Here is a 19,182-nt window from a genome sequence, read left to right as displayed (position 1 = left end):
TTTAAACAAAGGTTCTCAAAAATTTGATTGCTTCAGTCTTATTTTGAAACATCGCGTGAATTATATCGCCGTTGTTATAACGAATTTCAATCTCGTATTTCAGGGCTGGAGCAAATGTAGGTTGATTATCTGAATAATTTTGGATATATTCAATAGCGTTATTAATGGTGGCAACTTGTTGAGATAGTCCGTGTAGTACAAGAACATTGACTTGCTGAATTGATCTAGCAAAAGATTGAACCAAAGTATTGATAAATTTCTCTATTTGATATTTTTCTAAATTGAGTATTTGAGCTTTGATGTTACTAATATCTAGTGTTGATAATTTGTTCCATTGCTCAATCTTACTTTCAAACTCTGCTTCTGGTGTACTTTCATTGAAAGAAGCATTTATTCCAACAGACATAAATGATTTAAGGACATTTTCATACTTCAGACAAAGAATTTTAAAACCCTTAGATTCTAATTGGTCAAGCGCCCCTTGAGTAAACACACCCGCCAGAATAGCGCCTAAAAATGGGTTAAGGTGACTATAAGTCTCTGCTAAAGGGATAAGCGCTCCTTCAATTTCTTGAACCTTGTTTCTAGAATGTTTAGTGTAACGCCGCCATGCAGTTTCAATAAATGCTACTGGAAGACCAAGAGTATCTTCAGTACCTCCCCGCTCCATTACATAATCAAGGTCATGATAGTTTCCATAGCGATCCTGCCATGATACCTTTTTACTAATTCTTACCTTACGCTTCCTCTGATAGTCTAAATAAAAACCATGTTCATCAGCTACTTGTTGAAGTGTTTCACGAATCAATTCTTGGATGAGATTTCCTAGAATCTGACCCCATTTATGTGAAAATGACTGTGCCATTAAACTTGTGCAAAAACGATCTTTGTTGAAATTAGCCTATCCGCGAACCCACAAACGGCCTTCACAAAGAGGAACTCTATGCTTACGATTTTTCCACTTCACATTTCGGTCACGGATTTTTTCAAACTCAAAAGATGTGAATCCTGCTGCTTCTGCTAATGTAGCCATCCATTCAATGACTGGGATGTAAACACCATAGGGAGCAGAATCACCAATAACAAAGCAAACTGTTGCAGGAGTTTTACATACTCTGCGAAGTGCTGTCCAAACTCTAGACATATCAAGAAAATAGCAGGCAATCATCAAATGATAATTTTTTTTACCTCCATGTAAATTTCGCTCTTGGAACAACTGGTGGCAGGTTGCAATAATACTGGGTTTGAGTGGATCTAGTTCTGGAGACGCTAGAATTTCATCAAAATTTACATTTTTATTTGTGACGTGCTGCGAACATGAACGAATTAAGTATTGCCTCACTGTACTTTGTAAATCACTCCAACCAGAAATTTCCTTCATAAAACACATTTCAAGACGTGTAGCATCTGCATAATCATAGTTGTTAGCGTATGGCGGTGAGGTAATTACTAAGTTGGCAAAATTATCAGGTATACCCTGACAAGTCCGAGCATCAGATTGAATGAGTGTCGCAGTAGAAGCTGCCATTTTTCCTACGATTCTTATATCTGTAGCTATAATCTCTGACATTAGTCTAAAAGCAGACATTGGTTCTAAAAAAGATTGTTTCTTTTTATTTGGTAAAATGTACTGCCAAGGTGCAGTACCAGCATAGGAAACATGACGAAGAATAGATACTAAGGTTAACCAAACTAACTGAGATTGAGATGAATCATCAGCAAGTTCTTCCCAAGCTTGGCGAAATCTATCCAGAGATTCAAGTGAAGATATGCTAAAGCATTGATGAATTAATTTTGGGTATGTATCTATACAGGCTTGCAGATTTTCAGCACGTTTGATGACCTTTGTTATATGTTTAAGATAATCATCAACGTCAGTTTGATATAACAGTTTAGATCTTGCTATACGTGCTACAAACGGATGAGCTTCGATTCCAAAACATTGAACTCCAAGTTTTTCAGATACAAGTAAGGTTGTACCAGAACCAGCAAATGGATCTAATACAATAGTTTCTCGTTGGTCTTTGAAGTGATTAATTATAGTTTCGACCCATTGTGCAGAGAAACCTGCACTAAATCTAAACCATCGATGCACGGGCAATTTCATGTTATCGATGAATGTAGATGAACTGTCAAAGGAATTAGAAATACTAGAATAAAAATTTTTTGATTTTAAATCTAATTGTTGATTCATGTAGATATTTATTATTATTTATTCAAACCAGTTGGGAATTGAAGATTCTGCCATCGCCCTGATGCAGAGGGTCATTTGCTTGCTTCAAATCCACTGATAAGCTAAAACACATTGAACTTACATACACTAGGCGGGCTTTCCGGCTCACCCTAGAAGAATTTAATGAATTTTAATTATGCAAACTAAATGTGTTTTAGCTTACCTAATGCTAGCTTTTTGGTGGTTTTTGACTGTCAACATCAACAAATGAGATGGGGAGATGGGGAGAGAATTTCACCCCACCAGTCCCTAGTCCCTAATTCAACTAGCTTTACGGTCTTTGAGTACCCGATCTAGTAAGTCTCTTGCCGGTTGCGCTTTAGCCAAGGCTGCTTGATGGTCGCTATGAGCGCGAACAAGGCGAAAAAGACTGCTCATACCTGTTTTGAGTTGCTCTAGTTCTTCACCTGTAACCAGTTCTCCATCGAGCATCCGTCCAATTAAGGGTTTGATGTCCCCCACTTCTTGACGGACTTTTTGCAGCTTTTCTACGGAACTGAGTAAGGTTTTTAGGGAATTCAATATCTCATCAATATCCTGGGTACCCTCCACCGATTCAAGTTCTTCTTCACTTGTTACAGTATCTTTGTCTGAAATTGTAGGCAATTCCTGTGCAGAAGTTTCACCTTTAACCCCGTTTACCCGTGCCATTAACGTTTCCTCAAGGAATTTTTCTTAGTGTATCGCTTCTTGCAAGTTCCTCAAGCTCGGATTGTTATAATTCGTTAAATAAGTACTCAAAAATTTCTCAATCAAAAAATGTCCAAAAATTTGATTTAATAATCTTTTGAGTGGTAAAAAGAAAAAAAAATCTACCTAGTTTCACAGCAATTAAATATGAGTTCTATAGATTCAAGAGGAGGATACATCATTTCAAATTTTACCCATTGAATTTGCATGATTTTTTGATGTTAGCTGTTGACAGTTAACCGTCAACAGTCAACAGTCAACATTTATCACCATAACTTTAAATCGCTCTGGAAAACCCACTAAATGACCGATCGCCAAGATAGCGATCGAATACAGCAGCAATATTGCGGATGAGTAATCGACCACTAGGCGTAACTTCGATATGATTGGGAGAAACTCTAATCAAGCCATCGTTTTCTAGCTGTTGTAGTTGAGATTGTTCTGGGAAAAAATATTTTGCAAAATCACAATCAAAGCTGAGATGATATTTTTCTTGAATCTCATCTGGTGATACTTGAAATTGACACATCAATTCCATAATCAATGTGCGGCGAATGATATCATCGCCATTGAGTATGACTCCCCTTTCAATTGGCAATTCACCAGTGTCTATCGCCCGAAAATAATTTTTCAACGATTTATGATTTTGCACATATACATCATGAAGCATACTAATTGAACTTATACCAAATCCAAATAAATCGGACTCTGGTTTAGTGGTATATCCTTGAAAATTGCGGTGTAATTGCCCGTTACTTTGAGCGATCGCTAATTCATCATTCGGTTTAGCGAAATGATCCATACCAATGAAAACATAACCATTTGCTGTTAACTCCTCTATGGTCATTTGTAAAATCTTGATTTTTTCAGCATTTGATGGTATTGCGTCTTGTGGAATTCGGCGCTGAATCGGTTTTAACCACGGCACATAAGCAAAATTGAAAACGGCAATGCGATCGGGATTGAGTTGAATTGTCTTGCGGATAGTACTTTTAAAAGTTTCTAGAGTTTGATACGGCAACCCATAAATTAAATCAACATTGACGCTGGTGAATCCCGCACCTCGAACCCAGTCCATCACTTGAAACAGCATATCTTCCGGTTGAATCCGGTTAACTGCTTGCTGTACTTGGAAATCAAAGTCTTGAATACCAAAACTAATTCGGTTGAACCCCAGTTGTTTCAAGAAAAATAAGTACTCTCGATCGAGCGATCGCGGATTCACTTCAATGGAGATTTCTGCATTCTCATCAAACTGGAAATGATTGCAAAGAGTGTTCCATAGTATCTCCACTTGACTCAGGGATAAATAGTTAGGAGTACCTCCACCCCAATGCAGTTGCTCAACAGTGCGATCGCCATCAATTAAACTCGCCACCTGCCGAATATCGCGAGTCAAGTAGTCTAAATAAGGGTCTGCAATTGCTTTGCGCTGGCTAATGATGGTATTACAACCACAAAAATAGCAGGCACTTTCACAAAAAGGAATATGACAATAAAGCGACAACGGCCTTTTTTTGTAATTTCCAACAGCAACGGCAGCTTTAAAATCTACAGATTCAAAATCTTCCGTTAACTCCGTAGCTGGTGGATAGCTCGTATAGCGTGGTAAAGGGCGATCGTATTTTCTCAGTAAATCGGCATCAAATTTAACAGTCTGTGGTAAAACCTTCATATCACTTTAATTGATAATACTCAGTTGCAATCGAAGACGTGGGAGTGGAGCATGGGGCTAATGAATGGGGAAAAGGGAAAGATTAAATTTATTGCTTTTCCCTTTTCCCTTTAACCTTTTCCCTTTTCCCTTTAACCTTTTCCCCATCTCCCTAAACGCAGCTATCACGCGCTAAATTTTCTAATCCACTACCGTCAACTCTAGGCCAGGATTTTTAGGAGTCAGTTCTGTGCTGCCAACTTGATCTTGGCGAGTAATTAAATCAAAGACATGTTCGCCAATTACTGCTCTGACATCGGCTTCAAGTTCGTGAAAAACATCTCTATTCAAAGCAAAGGCGTAGTTTGCTTCGTTGACAATCTTCTGAATCATTTCCTCATTGAGAGGTAAAAAATTTAAGGCTTGACGATACTGCTCTTTAAATTCCCGTCTGGCTTCAGGAGTCGCAATTTGTTCAAATTCATGCATCGCTGTGCCGACATCGCTTGGTAAATCCATTGCGGAACGAGCGATTTTTCTCAATGCTTGTCCACCGGATAAATCTCCCATATAACGGGTATAAGCGTGAGCAATTAGCAAGTACGGTTGTGTTTTGGCAACTTCATGAATGCGGGCAACATAAGCCTCACCTGCACGAGAAGGAATAATTTGCGATCGCCACTCTTCACCGTAATAAAAAGCCAAATCTTTCTCTAAATTTGCCTGACGATGCAGTTCTGGAAAGTACATCATCCCAACTATCGGATGATGCTGATAGCGCTGGAGTTCTTCTTCTAAAGCGCTGTAGACAAAGTAGAGATCCGCCAACAACTTGCGAAAAAAGCTCTTTTCTACTATCCCTTTGAGAAAGCATTTCATAAAGGCGGTGTTTTCTGCCATTGTGTGGGAATGCTTAGTCCCTTCTCGTAAACGAATATCTAAATGGCTGCTCATAATAAATACCTAATTGCTGAAAAATGTTGTTATTTTTGGGCAAAAGTCCCATTTAACCAATCGTGAGGCTGGAGAAATATCTGGCTCAGTCTTGCTTCTGGTGTGTCTGGTTCTGGTTCGTAGCAATATTCCCAGCGTGCTAAAGGTGGTAGAGACATGAGAATGGATTCTGCCCTTCCCTGGGTTTGCAAACCGAAAACTGTGCCTCTGTCATAAACGAGATTAAACTCTGCGTAACGACCCCGACGGTATAGTTGAAATTGGCGCTGGCGATCGCCATACTCTGTGTGCTGTCGCCGTTGCACAATGGGCATGTAAGCAGGTAAAAATGCTAACCCACATTGATGCACAAAGCTGAATATGTCCTTCCAACTCCGAGATACTTGCCCTACTTTTTGACTGTAGAGTGCTGCGGGACTATCTGTGTGCTGCCCAACATAAAGTTTTCCACTTGCATCTTGATAGTCAAAAAATATGCCACCAATGCCTCGTTGTTCTTGCCGATGCCGCAAATAAAAATATTCATCACACCAGTGTTTGAAGACTGGATAATACTCTGGATGATAGGCATCACAGGCACGTTTGAGGGAAGAATGAAAGTGAATAGCATCTTCTACAAAGGGGTAGTATGGCGTTAAATCGGCTCCTCCACCAAACCACCAAACTGGGCCAGCTTCAAAGTAGCGATAGTTGAGGTGTACGGTTGGTACGTAGGGATTACGAGGATGCAGTACTAAGGAGGTTCCGGTGGCAAAAAAATCATGTCCAGTTGCTTCTTTTCGCTGGCTGAGAATCGCAGGAGGTAAAGTATCACCCCAAACTTCTGAAAAGTTAACACCCCCTTGTTCAAATACCCGCCCTTCCCGAATTACACGGGTGCGTCCTTCACCCCCTTCTGGTCGTTGCCAACGGTCTTCTCGAAAGTGGGCTTTCCCGTCGAGCTGCTCTAATACAGTACAAATTTGATCCTGTAAGCTCTGCATAAATTGTTTTACACGCTGGCGTGAATCTGCGGGAGGTTTATTGTCCAAAGGTGTAAGTAATTGTGGTTGATTCTCACAATGACGCCCCATACTGAATACCTCGGAATCTCTCAATTTATTTATTTTTATAACTATATAGTTATCAAAAATATTAATGTCAGAATTATACAAAAGTTAATAAATTGCTTTTTTCCAAATTTTCCTTACTTTGCAACAGTTTTAGATGAGTAATGTGAACTTTTTTGAAGAAATCTAGAAATTTACCTCGTGAATCTAGTCAGAAAGCAACAATTATCATAACTTTGTAGTTATACAAAGAAATAGTTGATTAACAGCGCAATCATGGTCAATACCCTACCTCAGTCTGCTCCCAAGCAATCAAAAGACGGAATCAAAGACCCAAGCCAAGAAACCATTCTGACTCCCAGGTTTTACACCACAGACTTTGAAACTGCTGCCAATCTGGATTTGTCTGCTCAGGAAACTGAGTTAACAGCGATGCTTGAAGAAATGCGAGCAGACTACAACCGCCACCATTTCGTCCGGGATGAAGCCTTTGAGCAGTCGTGGGAACATATTGATGGAGAATCCCGCCGCGCCTTTATTGAATATTTAGAACGTTCGTGTATTTCCGAGTTTTCTGGGTTTTTGCTGTTTAAAGAACTATCGCGAAAACTCAAAGGCCGCAATCCGCTTTTGGCAGAAATCTTTCAGTTGATGGCACGTGATGAAGCCCGTCACGCTGGATTTCTCAACAAAGCAATGGGGGACTTTAAAGTTTCCCTGGACTTGGCTACTGTGACTAAAACTCGCACTTATACATTTTTTCCCATAGAGTGGGTGATTTATACAGTGTACTTATCAGAAAAAATTGGTTACTGGCGTTACATTATTATTTACCGTCATTTACAAAAACATCCAGAAAACCAGTTTTATCCTATCTTCCGTAAATTTGAAAGTTGGTGTCAAGACGAAAATCGCCACGGGGATATATTCAAAGCACTTTTACGTTCTCAACCGCAACTGTGGAACAACTGGAAAGCTAGACTTTGGAGCCGTTTTTTCCTGTTATCAGTATTTGCCACCCACACGCTGACTGTTCACGAACGCGCTAGTTTTTATGATTCTCTAGGAATCGATGCAACGGATTTCGATCGCCAAGTAGTTCGCAAGACCAACGAAACTGCGGGACGGGCTTTTCCTGTAATGTTGAATACCGAACATCCCCAGTTTTTCGTGCGTCTGCAACGATGCTCAGGCTATAACTTAAAAATTGCAGAGATTGAAGGCAGTTGTGCGCCAAAATTGGTGAAGCAAATTCGCAAACTACCTTTAATAGCAGCGATCGTTTGGAATCTGCTCTTACTTTACCTCATTAAACCAATTGATGCTGAGGCTTTGCGGGAAACTGTACGTTAGGACGGTTATCTGTTGAGATTGTGTGTAAGTGAGTCAAACAAGTCAAAAGTCAAAAGTCAAAAGAAAAATCTTTTGACTTTTATATAGCAACCCTAAATCATTTGTGAGACATAACCAAGGACAAAGGACAGTCAACACCAAAATTTTCACTAATCAAATAGGATTGCTATAGTTATTTGTCAATAAATTCTTGGACTAAAGCCATAGCATTAGGAGGAATTTGGGTAATTAGGCGAAATGGAAATGCAGAAGTAGATCTAGAGTTGACATAATCTGATGTGAGAAACACAGCGTAGTTTTTAGCTTCTGGAGTTAGTTGTGCAGCGAAGGATAAAGTTAAAGCTTTAACTAACTGACGAACATCAGCCGCTTTTTCGCCGACAACTTCATCGCCACTGATGGGTGTACTGATTTTTCCTATTTGATCCTGAGTGGTACTTGGGTCTTTGACACTCAAATGAGTACCTCCAACTACACCAACTAACCATTTGGGGGATGGGATTTTATCAAATCCAAGAATTTGTTCGGTTAAAGCCGGGGTGGTTTTATCTGCTGAACTTGTTAACACCAAGGTAGGAACCTGTACCTTGGTTAACCCAGTTTCACCAAATATTAGAGAAGTTGTAGGATTAAGAGCGATCGCAGCTTTAATCCTATTATCCCGCAATTGATAGCTATTTTCTGGCAGTTCTTCAGCGATACACTGCATAGCTTCCCCTAAACTCAAGATAGCCAAGTTCCCTTTACAGCGTTGTTTGAGTCGTTGTAGTTGTAACTCGCCGCCAGCAATTGTCAAAGCCGTACCACCACCAAAAGAATAGCCAACAATCATCGCGTTCTGAGTCGCAAGTTTACCCACAAGAGGGTTATTAGCTGTTTGATTCAACTTTTCTAACTCGTCGAGAACAAAACTAATATCTTGAGGGCGATTTAAAAACTCCTCTGGCTTGACAAGTCTGTTTTTACCTTGTAAAGCTGAGTTAACATTATTTCCATTACTACCAGGATGTTCTAAAGCTACAACGACATAACCGTGGGATGCTAGATGTTCCGCCAGATAACTCAAGTCAGTGCGGACAGAACCGAAGCCGTGAGAAAACACAATTACAGGTTTTTCAGGAGTTACAGCAGTTGACCAGTAAACATCAACTGGAATATTGCGATTGCGCTTTTGGTCATTTAAGTCTAATTTGAGGATTTCTACTTTAGCGGTTCCTGGTTGCGAAGGGTCAAAAAGATAAGTAACTTGGGGTATTCTCGGCTGTGGGTTCAAAAGGTCTAGTTGAGGTGCAATTGCCAACATAAATTGTTGGGTACGCCAAAAAGCTGTATTTAAACTCCCTGCAACTTTAAAAGCCTGCGGTACATTAATTTCCAAGCGTTTACTCGGATAAGCTGCAATAAAACTGAGTATAGAAAGACCTTGTGGTGCAGTCGATCCTAGAACTAATCCTGCCCTGAGTGCTTGTACTCCAGCTTTATCCTCCCTGGCTAAAGCCGTAGACAAGTCATTGAGAATACTAGTACCAATCTGCGTATTTACTAACCTATTAATAGTAACAATATTTAACGGTAAATTCATGTTTAACGCCCCAACAAACAACTGGCGTTGTTGTTCCGATAAGCGTTTAGCATAAGGCTGCAAACTTCTGGGTAATTTCCCAGTTTTTGCAGTCTTTTGCAATTCAGCAAGGGTGATAGTTTCCGTAAATAGACCAAAACGGACAACAACTGTGTCAGCTGCTTTTGCAGAAGTATTTGTACTGAATTGCGTCAGTGCAATGGCGCACAAAAAACTACCAAGCTTTTTCAAACTTTGCCAACTTCTAGCCATGAAGATTTTCACCAATTCATACTTACGTGAATATAGCGGATATTCGTGTATTTGACTACTTCATTCACCGCCGAGAAATAGACGCAGATTTTCTTTAAAAGTTAATAGCGATCGCTCCTATGTGGTAAATGTATTTGCTAGGGCGATGGCGATTCATCAAAAACATCACAAAAATAAAAAATTGTACAATTAATTACAGCTAAAAATTTGAACAAAAATCGGTGTTAATAGCCACAAAAAACCGATTGTTTATCAATTAAGTTTAATACTGCAACAAATATCCTTTGTCATTAGTCATTAGCCATTGGCTATTAGTTATTAGCCATTAGTCCTTTGCTCATCCCCAATGCCCAATGACTAAGGAAACTCCAAAAAATAAACAACGTTTAACTGTTGACTGTGAACCGTCAACAGTTTTCTATAGAATATTTTTTTACTTGGAGTCCCCAACCTGTTGCATGTAGATAGTTTTATTTCTGTTGCTGCACTACCATTACTCTTCAAATTGCGCCAGTAGCACCAACACTTTTTTTAATTTTATGCTTCCTCGAATGATTTATATTTTTATTTTCCTGCTTTCCCTAAGTATTATTACATTATGGTGGCCTGTAAATGATTCTGTTTGTAATTCTGAAGCTTTTTTAGCATCAAATACTACAAAATTTCAAATACAAGCCACTAAAGTTGTTGTTAAACCGTGGCTTGGTAAACACAAATCATACGGAATCTTTATGATTCCTGATGAATACAAACAAACTCCCTATTTTGTGTTGACAGTCAAAGGAGCAGGAAATTACTGTTCAAAACAATTCGGCTATCGAAAAAAAATTGATGACATTGTTGCTCAGCCAGAAACTTATCTATTAAGAAAATTCATTAGAACACGAACATCTGTACGATTGATTCTTCAAGGTTTATACTTCGAGATTAACGATAAAACAAATTGGACATTAACTTTTCCTCTCATCTCCTCTGACAGCGAACAGGGAAGAGTAGATGGTGGCGTGCAATAGACCGGCAAAAATAGAGATTAGGGAGTAGGGAAAACAAATTTTCATTACATGAATTATTAATGACCAATGACCAATTACCTATGACTAATAACTAATAAAATCCTCATTTTTTTCTAATAAAGCAGTGGTAGTATTGAGGACAATCTGTGCCGAACCGATAAAAAACGATCGCTCAATAGTGGCTGGAACGTCGCTGGGTTGATGATAATGGGGAGTACGTAAATTTGCGGTATCTGTCACCAGTACAGCACCCGCTCCTTGATACCAAAAAGGTGCATGGTCGCTGCGTAAAGTATCTGGTGTCAGTAGACCTTTAAGGGGAATTGGCAATGTTAAAACTGCTGGCAGATTTGATTCGTGCTTATTCTGAGCAGTTGGGGGAATATTCTGGGAGTTTTTAAAGGCATTCAATAAAGGTAAATGCTCTGTATCGCCCACTACCACCAAAAAATCGCCTTTGTTACTAGGTGGGGTAATAGGTAATCCCGCAGGATATTTTTGACACCCTGGTGTGTAACAAGCATAACCTACCATATCCATAACGATCGCCCCGCCTAAATTTTCCAAGCGTGCTTTGTGAGTAACAAAAGCCTGACTACCTAAAAGTCCTGCTTCTTCTTGGTCAAAAAACGCTAATTGTAACGTCCGTGGTGTGGGACGAGAACCCAATAACCTTGCAACTTCCAGCATTACAGCTACACCACTGGCGTTATCATCAGCGCCAGGAGAAGAAGCAACAGTATCGTAATGCGCCCCCACGAGAATTGTTTTAGCCGTTTTGTTAGTTCCTGGACGTTCGGCAAAAATATTTACACCGTTGTCGAACTTCTCTAATTTAGGTGTCCAGCCGAATTTTTTTAATTCAGTTGTGATATAAGTGCGAGTACGCGATCGTTCTGTTGTTGTGTAGCGCTGAAAATTCAACTGTTGGATATGGGTTAACAGTCTTTCACCAGAAACTTGTAGGTTCGTGTCAACTTCCTGAAACTCTGGCTGTGGTTCTGGTGTTTGTACTGGAACACTCTGAACAATTTCTGGTGAGGGAGGCTGTTGAAAAAACGTGCTACCTCTGCTACCCACTACCACAACTGTCATCACCACCAACACCATCAGCCAGATCCATTTTTTCATGTGATTTATCCTTGGCTTCCAGACTTAGGGTAGCGCAAATCCCTAATAAGCTGTAAAACCTCTACAAAGCATGTTTTGTGGCTGATGGGGAGACTTGTACTGAGCGGAGCCGAAGTATGGGAAGATCGGGATATGACCAGAGGAATTGAGCAATTAAGCAATACTAATTATTTAAATTAAACATTATAAATAATTTGTGAATTTAATATGAAGAGGAAATTTACATACTAATAATGAATAGCTTAGAGCCTATTTATAAACTAAATATTAAGTAGGGTGTGTTACGGCTGTGTAGGAATTTGAGGGTTTAAGAAAGTCTAATTTAACTGCAAAACACCATATTTACAGGTGTGTTACTTACTGCCTTAACGCACCCTACAATTTCAGGTTTACTTTATAAATGGTCTCTTAATAAACTTCATAACACCATTATTTCTAACGGTACAAGACAAATAACGAAAAATGGTGCAATTTGAAAGTAGTATAAATATCGTAAATTATGGACGCTGCCAAACGCCTTGCTACTCTAAATCGCATCCGCAAACTCAGCCGTTTGATGGATACATCTATACGCATCCCTCTAACAGGTTTTCACATTGGACTAGACCCAATTATTGGTCTAGTTCCAGGTGCTGGTGACTTAATTAGTACAGGGTTTTCAGCTTACATCATATTTTTAGCTACTCAGTTTGGCATCCCACATCGAGACTTAGCCAAAATGATTTTTAATGTTGGTTTAGAAACAGTCCTGGGTACTGTGCCTTTTGTGGGTGATTTGTTTGATGCTTTTTATAAATCCAACATTAGGAATTTAGCGATTTTAGAGCAACATTTGACAGCTGTTGAACCAGAACTTAAAGAAGTGTCCGATCAACTTTACTCTCGTCAATATCAAGTTTGACAACTTGTCTTTTGACAGAGAGCGCAACTTCACTTAGAGTGCCCCAATGGAGGAGTGCTAAGTACTCAGTACTAAGCAAAAAGCAAGAAAAAAAATTTCTTCTCTTCAAAATCTTTATTTTGAGACTCAGGATTCATAACTCACAACTGTCGGACTTTTCTTATGGTAGATTTATTGCCGATCGCAATCCTGGGGTTTCTGGGTAGTTTTGGGCATTGCTTTGGTATGTGCGGGCCGCTAACAGTAGCGTTTTCCCTGTCTCATCAGCCAAAAATTTCCTACACAGCTTCCCGTGGAGGAACCTCAACCTTAGAAAAGTCCAACAGTTGGCAACAGCAATTAAAGTTTCATATCTTGCTCAATCTCGGACGGATGTTGAGCTATGCTCTAGTGGGCGCTGGTATTGGGGCGCTGGGTTCGGTATTGCTGCAAGGCGGACAACTAGCAGGTATTGGCAGTGATTTCCGGCGTTGGATGGCAATTATCACTGGTGTGATGCTCATCTGGTTTGGCTTAGCACAAATAAAACCAGATTTGCTACCCCACATTCCTGTGCTGCATCCTTTACTAAAAGGCGGTTTACACCATCGCCTCAGCACAGGAATGGTCAAACTTTCCTTAAAAACCAAATGGTGGACGCCATTACTTTTAGGAATGACTTGGGGATTAATGCCCTGTGGTTTCCTATATGCCGCTCAAATTAAAGCTGCTGGAACTGGTAATTTATGGATGGGTACAGCAACCATGCTGGCTTTTGGCTTGGGAACTCTACCCACGATGTTAGGTGTAGCCGTCTCCACCTCTTTGGTGAGTCAAGACAAACGCAGTCAGTTGTTTCGATTAGGTGGCTGGGTTACCCTCGTCATTGGCGTCATCACCTTGCTGCGGACTGGCGACACAATGGTAGATTACACCGGACACGCCGCTTTATTTTGCTTGATGCTGGCCTTAATTGCCCGTCCCATTAGTGGCTTGTGGGCGTCAGCACTGCGTTACCGCCGTGCTTTAGGTGTGGGAGCTTTTGTGCTTGCAGTGGCTCACACCATCCACACCATCGCACACTCATTCCAATGGGATTTGACTCGCTTTTCTTTCCTGCCACCACAATTTCAGTGGGGGATGGCTGCGGGTGCTGTAGCATTGATATTAATGTCCCCCGCCGCTTTCACGAGTTGGGAATCATTGCAAAAATCTTGGGGCAAACGTTGGCGACAGATTCATTTATTAAGTGTGCCAGCTTTGCTCTTGAGTGCTATTCACACTGTGTTGATTGGTTCCCATTATCTGGGTTCCTGGCAATCAACTTGGGGAAATAAATTAGCGGCAGTACTGATGGTAATTGTTACCATTGGAGTTTTGTTAGTACGTTCCCGCTTTTTTTGGTCAAAGTTAGCCTTAGAAAAGTTTTATGTTCCCCCAACTAAATCGCGGTAAATCATTGTTATCTTCTGCCTCCATTCCCACGAGTTTAATCAACAAAGGAAAGATTCAGTATTTATTATTCCTGAGTTGCTTAGCCATATCAATAACTAATCTTTCCCCTGCTGCTGCTCATAAAGTAGAAGTCTCTGGAGATGTGGGTGGCACACTTCACATTGAACCAAACGATAATCCGCGTGCTGGAGAACCCTCCCAAGCCTGGTTTGCCCTTACCCGCAGAGGTGGAAAAGTAATTCCCCTAGCCCAGTGTAATTGTCAATTAGCTGTTTATGCCGAACCGTACGCAGCCGGAGAGCCAGCACTTTTAGAACCAACATTAAAACCTGTGGCTGTTGAGCGTTATCAAGGCATCCCAGGTGCAGAAATTGTTTTTCCCAAGCCAGGACTTTATCAGCTGGAACTAAATGGTAAACCAGCCTCAGGAGCAAGATTCAAGCCTTTCGAGTTCAAATTTGAAGTCACCGTAGCCGCTGGCTCGACAACAAATACACGAAATATCCAAAATGTCAATACAAATGTAGCCCAAAATGAAAGTCAAAGCTTACCACTTTGGGCGATCGCTCTGCCAATCCTTGGATTTATAGCCATCTTATTTGTTGCATTCCGAGGGATGAGAGGAGGGAGTGGGGAGTAGGGAGTAGGGTAAGCAGGGGAAAAGGTTAAAGGAAAAAGGGAAAAGCAATAAATTAAATCTTTCCCCTTTCCCCCTTACCCCTTTCCCTTTCCCCATTCATTAGCCCTATGCCCTACTTATTTATTTATGTCGCTTTTGATGCCACTGCCACGCATGAGCGACTATATCTTTGATAGATGGATATTGAGGTTTCCAGTTTAAGATGGTTCTGGCTTTTTCGCCGCTACCAATGAGAATTGGGGGATCGCCAGGACGGCGTGAGCGTTCTTCGACTTTGATGCTAACTCCTGTGACTTCTTCGGCGGCGGCGATGGTTTCTCTGACAGAAAAGCCGCTACCGTTGCCTAAATTAAAAACTTCGCTATCGCCACCTTTTAATAAATATTCCAATCCTAAAATATGAGCATCTGCTAAGTCATTCACATGAATATAATCGCGAATACAAGTACCGTCGGGTGTGGGATAATCAGTACCGAAAATTGAAATTGACTCTCGTTTGCCTAAGGCTGTCAGCAATACCAAGGGAATTAAATGCGTTTCTGGTTCGTGATCCTCACCAAGTAAACCATCGGGATTAGCACCAGCAGCGTTAAAATAGCGAAAACGCACTGATTTAAAACCATAAGCCGCATCAAAATCAGTGAGAATTCTTTCTACCATCAGCTTAGTGGCCCCATAAGGATTAATGGGATTTTGGGGATGGGTTTCTGGAATTGGTACGAATTCTGGTACACCATAGGTGGCGCAAGTGGAAGAAAATACAAATTTCTTTACAGAAGCCGTTAACATGGCTTCCAATAGTGTGAGAGTCCCAAGGACGTTATTGCGGTAATATTTGGCAGGGTCAATTACCGATTCTCCCACGTAGGCATAGGCAGAAAAGTGCATGACAGCGGCGATATCGTGGGTTTTGAATAGGTGGTCGAGTAGAGAGCGATCGCCTGTATCGCCCACTATAAGTTCTACTTCTAATACCTTTTCTACTAAATCGCGATGTCCGTACACCAAATTATCAAGAATCACAACGTTATAACCTGCTTGCTTGAGAGCTAGCACCGTATGAGAGCCAATATACCCAGCTCCCCCTGTCACCAAGATGGTAGGCTTTCCAGACAACATAGTTTTTCCTTTTAAGTTCATAACTACTGAATTAATTTAACTAATTCCGTGAAATTCCCCACAGCTCAATAGATAACTATAGAGTGACGATGGTGAGAGCCTATGCGGTAGGCTAGTTTACTTTACTGGTGCTACATTACTCTTCTGGAAATTTATAAATAATAGACGCAGTGTCAAAAAATTGCACTAAAATCACTACGACGGTAGTCTTTCGGTGTGAGGTTTGAGGTATTTCAAGTCAAATGGTGCAATTACAATTTGACGATAGAATAAATCCATTTCCCGAAACCTCTAGGCTAAACTCTTACGGGTTAGCTAGTTGACACCTGTGGCTCATGCTTAGACAGTATCTTTGGTGGGTATTTTCCGACCAATGCATTGTCTTTACAAGATCCCACTGTTGTCGGGAAAAATTTCGGTAGTTCCTTGGAGGGAAGCCATAACTTTGCTGAGCAATGCTCAAGTCAAAAAAATGGCACAAAACCCCAATCAAAGCGGACTGCCTCACCACCGTACTGGCTCACCGCACCAGAAAATTTGAGAGTTAATCTATGTTTCTATTGCTAAGCCGGGTACTGTTGTGGCTGCTGATTGGCACAATCGTATATTCTCTGTTCCAGCGATTTTATCCTTCTGGAACTTTTGTAGGGCGATTAATCTTAGTCATTATGTTGGTAATCGTAGCCCTATCGTTTCTCAACCCCAATGAACCAGCTGTGGCGTCGTTGTGGAGGATGATATCTTTTCCACTCAAGCCTCTGGGAGCCTCTGTGTTAATGATGATTTTTGCGGCTCAAAGAATCAAAGGAGGCGGGATAGACAAACCAGGAGGATACTTAGTAGGCTGGGCACTAACGATTTTGCTGTTGGCGAGTACACCAGCAGTGGCTTATTTTCTTTATAGAGCGCCTTTAGGAGCAACTAATGTATCAACACCAGAAACATTAGTAGCTTTAGGACAACCAACCAGCACAGGCAATGTTTCAGATGTGACGGGGAATAACATTCTTTCTTATAATTTGAGAGTGCCTCCATACTTAATGCAAGGAAATCCTCAAGAAATTCGGACACGCGGTTTACGACTTGAAGACTTTGTACCTAATGCAGAAACCTTGCAATTGACCACAAGAACTTGGGAAAGTTATCTCACAGAAATTTACAGGTTCTTGCGTGTTCAGCGGTAAAAAAGTAAAAAAGAAATACTCAAAAGGTCGCAACCCACTTTCTAGTACTGCTTTCTTTAATAGGTAGCAGTACTAGTGAGCAGAATAGTTTAGGCTATGATTGCCGCCAAGCATTATTCCCTCAGCTGCCTTGTGGGAATAGCGGTTAATTTAGGATGATAAAGTTGCAAAATTGCTTTAATGGCAAAATCTCGAAGACTCGCTAAACTCGGTGCTTACCTCCGACCCCATTGGCGGGAAGCGTCTTTAGGCATTCTCGCTCTGTTGTCTGTGAATGCCCTTGGCGTTTATATCCCTTGGCTGATTCGTGATGGCGTTGACAAACTATCAAAAAGCTTTAGCTGGAATCAGATACTACATTACGTAGTTATTATTGTATTGCTCAGTTCCGCAATGTGGCTAATGCGTATGGCTTCACGCATTTGGCTATTTGGGGTTGGGCGTCAGGTGGAATTTGACCTCAAACAACGGATTTTTGAACACTTACTGAAGCTCGAACCGTCTTATTTTGCCAGTAATACTGCTGGCGATTTGATTAGTAGGGCTACCAGTGATGTGGACAATATCAAGCGGTTGCTGGGTTTTGCCGTGTTGAGTTTGGCAAATACAGTTTTTGCCTACGCTTTGACACTGCCAGTAATGCTAAGAATTAGTGTAGAGCTGACACTAGCTTCTTTGGCAGTGTACCCTTTTATGTTCTTGTTGGTGAGTTTGTTTAGCGATCGCTTACGCAAACAACAAGCAGCAGTGCAAGAGCAACTCTCTGATATCAGCGAACTCATCCAAGAAGATATTAGTGGTATTGCTTTAATTAAAATCTACGCCCAAGAAGCCAACGAGCGCCGAGCTTTTGCCCAGAAAAATCAGCAACTATTAACTGCAAATCTGGAACTGGCAAAAAGCCGCAATACACTTTTTCCATTAATTGGCGGTTTAGCTAACGTCAGTTCCCTAGTAATTATTTGGCTAGGTGCAACGCGGATGTCTTCTGGGACGCTTCAGATTGGGGACTTTCTCGCACTCTTAATTTATGTAGAGCGTTTAGTGTTCCCTACTGCTCTTTTAGGGTTTACAATTAGCACCTACCAACGAGGTGAAGTAAGTATAGACCGGCTGGAATCTATTCTCAGTGTGACACCGCAAATTCAAGACACACCCGATGCGATACATCTAGAAATGGATGAACTCAAAGGAGAAGTGACGGCAAAAAATCTCAGCTACACTTATCCTGGTTCCGTGACTCCAGCCTTAGCAAATGTTAACTTTACCATTGCTCCGGGGGAAACCGTGGCAATTGTTGGGGCAATTGGTTCGGGAAAATCTACTTTAGCCAACGCTTTACCGCGTTTGTTGGATATTGAACCAGAACAATTGTTTTTAGACGGACACGACATTACTCACATAGCCTTGGCAGATTTGCGGAGTGCGATCGCCTACGTTCCCCAAGACAGTTTTCTTTTTAGTACCACAATCAAAAATAATATCCGCTACGGTGACCCAGTTACCGAACAAGAAAGGGTAGAGTTAGTAGCTAAACTAGCTCAAATTGATGCAGAAATTAATAATTTTCCCCAGCAATACGAAACCATCGTTGGCGAACGCGGTATTACTCTTTCTGGCGGTCAGCGCCAACGTACTGCTTTAGCTAGAGCTATGCTGGTGGATGCACCAGTATTAATTTTAGATGATGCCCTCTCCAGTGTAGATAATCAAACAGCTACACAAATTCTCAAAAATCTGTCTGGTGGTACGCAGAAAAAAACGGTGATTTTTATTACTCATCAATTATCTGCTGCTGCTGCTGCTGACCGGATTTTTGTTATGGAAAAGGGAAAAATTGTGCAGATGGGAAGTCACTTAGAACTTGTGCAACAACAGGGACTTTACAGAAATTTGTGGAGCCAGCATCAAGTTGAGGAATTACTGCATTAACGAACGGGCAACTCTTAACAGGGAACAGGGAAAAGGTTAATGGTTCGACAAGCTCGCCAAC

16 protein-coding genes are annotated in these 19,182 nt (G+C 41.0%); 7 read left to right on the top strand and 9 right to left on the bottom strand.

The window, feature by feature from the left end:
* Nucleotide 1: 1 nt before the first annotated feature.
* The 6 genes from GNE10_RS04720 to hemF form a co-directional block, all read right to left on the bottom strand.
* The gene (locus GNE10_RS04720; RefSeq protein WP_185563885.1) at nt 2-865 is read right to left on the bottom strand and encodes a DNA methylase; all 864 of its coding nucleotides are present in this window, start codon (nt 863-865) and stop codon (nt 2-4) included.
* Nucleotides 866-901: 36 nt separating this feature from the next.
* Nucleotides 902-2,194, bottom strand: coding sequence for a DNA methyltransferase (locus GNE10_RS04715; RefSeq protein WP_185563884.1), 1,293 nt, complete (start codon nt 2,192-2,194; stop codon nt 902-904).
* 300 nt (nt 2,195-2,494) lie between these two features.
* Nucleotides 2,495-2,884 (bottom strand): hypothetical protein, encoded by a 390-nt coding sequence (locus GNE10_RS04710; protein WP_185563883.1) that lies wholly within the window; start codon nt 2,882-2,884, stop codon nt 2,495-2,497.
* A 316-nt stretch (nt 2,885-3,200) separates the two neighbouring features.
* Nucleotides 3,201-4,598, bottom strand: a complete 1,398-nt coding sequence (gene hemN / locus GNE10_RS04705; protein ID WP_185563882.1) for an oxygen-independent coproporphyrinogen III oxidase — start codon at nt 4,596-4,598, stop codon at nt 3,201-3,203.
* A gap of 180 nt (nt 4,599-4,778) precedes the next feature.
* Nucleotides 4,779-5,531 carry a heme oxygenase (biliverdin-producing) gene (locus tag GNE10_RS04700; protein ID WP_185563881.1) on the bottom strand — a complete coding sequence of 251 codons (753 nt, stop codon included), beginning with the start codon at nt 5,529-5,531 and terminating at the stop codon, nt 4,779-4,781.
* A gap of 29 nt (nt 5,532-5,560) precedes the next feature.
* Nucleotides 5,561-6,604, bottom strand: coding sequence for an oxygen-dependent coproporphyrinogen oxidase (gene hemF, locus GNE10_RS04695; protein ID WP_185563880.1), 1,044 nt, complete (start codon nt 6,602-6,604; stop codon nt 5,561-5,563).
* 252 nt (nt 6,605-6,856) lie between these two features.
* Between hemF and acsF the strand changes: the two genes are divergently transcribed.
* Entirely contained in the window at nt 6,857-7,933 is a 1,077-nt protein-coding gene (gene acsF / locus GNE10_RS04690) for a magnesium-protoporphyrin IX monomethyl ester (oxidative) cyclase (RefSeq protein WP_185563879.1), read from the top strand.
* Nucleotides 7,934-8,105: 172 nt separating this feature from the next.
* Here acsF and GNE10_RS04685 read toward each other — a convergent pair whose 3' ends face one another.
* Nucleotides 8,106-9,767 (bottom strand): alpha/beta hydrolase, encoded by a 1,662-nt coding sequence (locus GNE10_RS04685; RefSeq protein WP_185563878.1) that lies wholly within the window; start codon nt 9,765-9,767, stop codon nt 8,106-8,108.
* A gap of 551 nt (nt 9,768-10,318) precedes the next feature.
* Between GNE10_RS04685 and GNE10_RS04680 the strand changes: the two genes are divergently transcribed.
* A complete protein-coding gene (locus tag GNE10_RS04680) occupies nt 10,319-10,780 on the top strand; it encodes a hypothetical protein (protein ID WP_260446802.1) in 462 nt (153 codons plus the stop codon).
* A gap of 84 nt (nt 10,781-10,864) precedes the next feature.
* Here the strand turns inward: GNE10_RS04680 and GNE10_RS04675 are convergent, their stop codons facing one another.
* Nucleotides 10,865-11,911: a M28 family peptidase gene (locus GNE10_RS04675; RefSeq protein ID WP_185563876.1), complete on the bottom strand. Its 1,047-nt coding sequence runs from the start codon at nt 11,909-11,911 to the stop codon at nt 10,865-10,867.
* A 499-nt stretch (nt 11,912-12,410) separates the two neighbouring features.
* Between GNE10_RS04675 and GNE10_RS04670 the strand changes: the two genes are divergently transcribed.
* The 3 genes from GNE10_RS04670 to GNE10_RS04660 all read left to right on the top strand — a co-directional run bounded on the left by GNE10_RS04670 (nt 12,411) and on the right by GNE10_RS04660 (nt 14,886).
* On the top strand, nt 12,411-12,812 hold the full coding sequence (locus GNE10_RS04670; protein ID WP_185563875.1) for a DUF4112 domain-containing protein: 402 nt from the start codon (nt 12,411-12,413) through the stop codon (nt 12,810-12,812).
* 162 nt (nt 12,813-12,974) lie between these two features.
* Nucleotides 12,975-14,246, top strand: coding sequence for a sulfite exporter TauE/SafE family protein (locus GNE10_RS04665; protein ID WP_185563874.1), 1,272 nt, complete (start codon nt 12,975-12,977; stop codon nt 14,244-14,246).
* Complete coding sequence (locus GNE10_RS04660) at nt 14,221-14,886, top strand: hypothetical protein (protein WP_185563873.1); 666 nt, start codon at nt 14,221-14,223, stop codon at nt 14,884-14,886. Before GNE10_RS04665 ends, GNE10_RS04660 begins: the two co-directional genes overlap by 26 nt.
* Nucleotides 14,887-15,006: 120 nt before the next feature.
* On the opposite strand, the gene galE is transcribed toward GNE10_RS04660, so the two are convergent.
* Nucleotides 15,007-16,005 carry a UDP-glucose 4-epimerase GalE gene (gene galE / locus GNE10_RS04655; protein WP_185563872.1) on the bottom strand — a complete coding sequence of 333 codons (999 nt, stop codon included), beginning with the start codon at nt 16,003-16,005 and terminating at the stop codon, nt 15,007-15,009.
* A 551-nt stretch (nt 16,006-16,556) separates the two neighbouring features.
* On the opposite strand from galE, the gene GNE10_RS04650 reads away from it, so the two are divergent.
* Both GNE10_RS04650 and GNE10_RS04645 read left to right on the top strand, forming a co-directional pair.
* Nucleotides 16,557-17,189, top strand: coding sequence for a hypothetical protein (locus GNE10_RS04650; protein ID WP_099066132.1), 633 nt, complete (start codon nt 16,557-16,559; stop codon nt 17,187-17,189).
* Nucleotides 17,190-17,369: 180 nt separating this feature from the next.
* Nucleotides 17,370-19,121 carry an ABC transporter ATP-binding protein gene (locus GNE10_RS04645; RefSeq protein ID WP_185563871.1) on the top strand — a complete coding sequence of 584 codons (1,752 nt, stop codon included), beginning with the start codon at nt 17,370-17,372 and terminating at the stop codon, nt 19,119-19,121.
* Nucleotides 19,122-19,182 lie beyond the last annotated feature (61 nt).

The sequence above is a fragment of the Nostoc sp. 2RC genome (assembly GCF_014222165.1).
In the GTDB taxonomy this organism is placed as follows: domain Bacteria; phylum Cyanobacteriota; class Cyanobacteriia; order Cyanobacteriales; family Nostocaceae; genus Nostoc; species Nostoc linckia.
The sequence above is the reverse complement of the archived record's forward strand: the minus strand, read 5'-3'. Positions and strand labels throughout refer to the sequence as shown.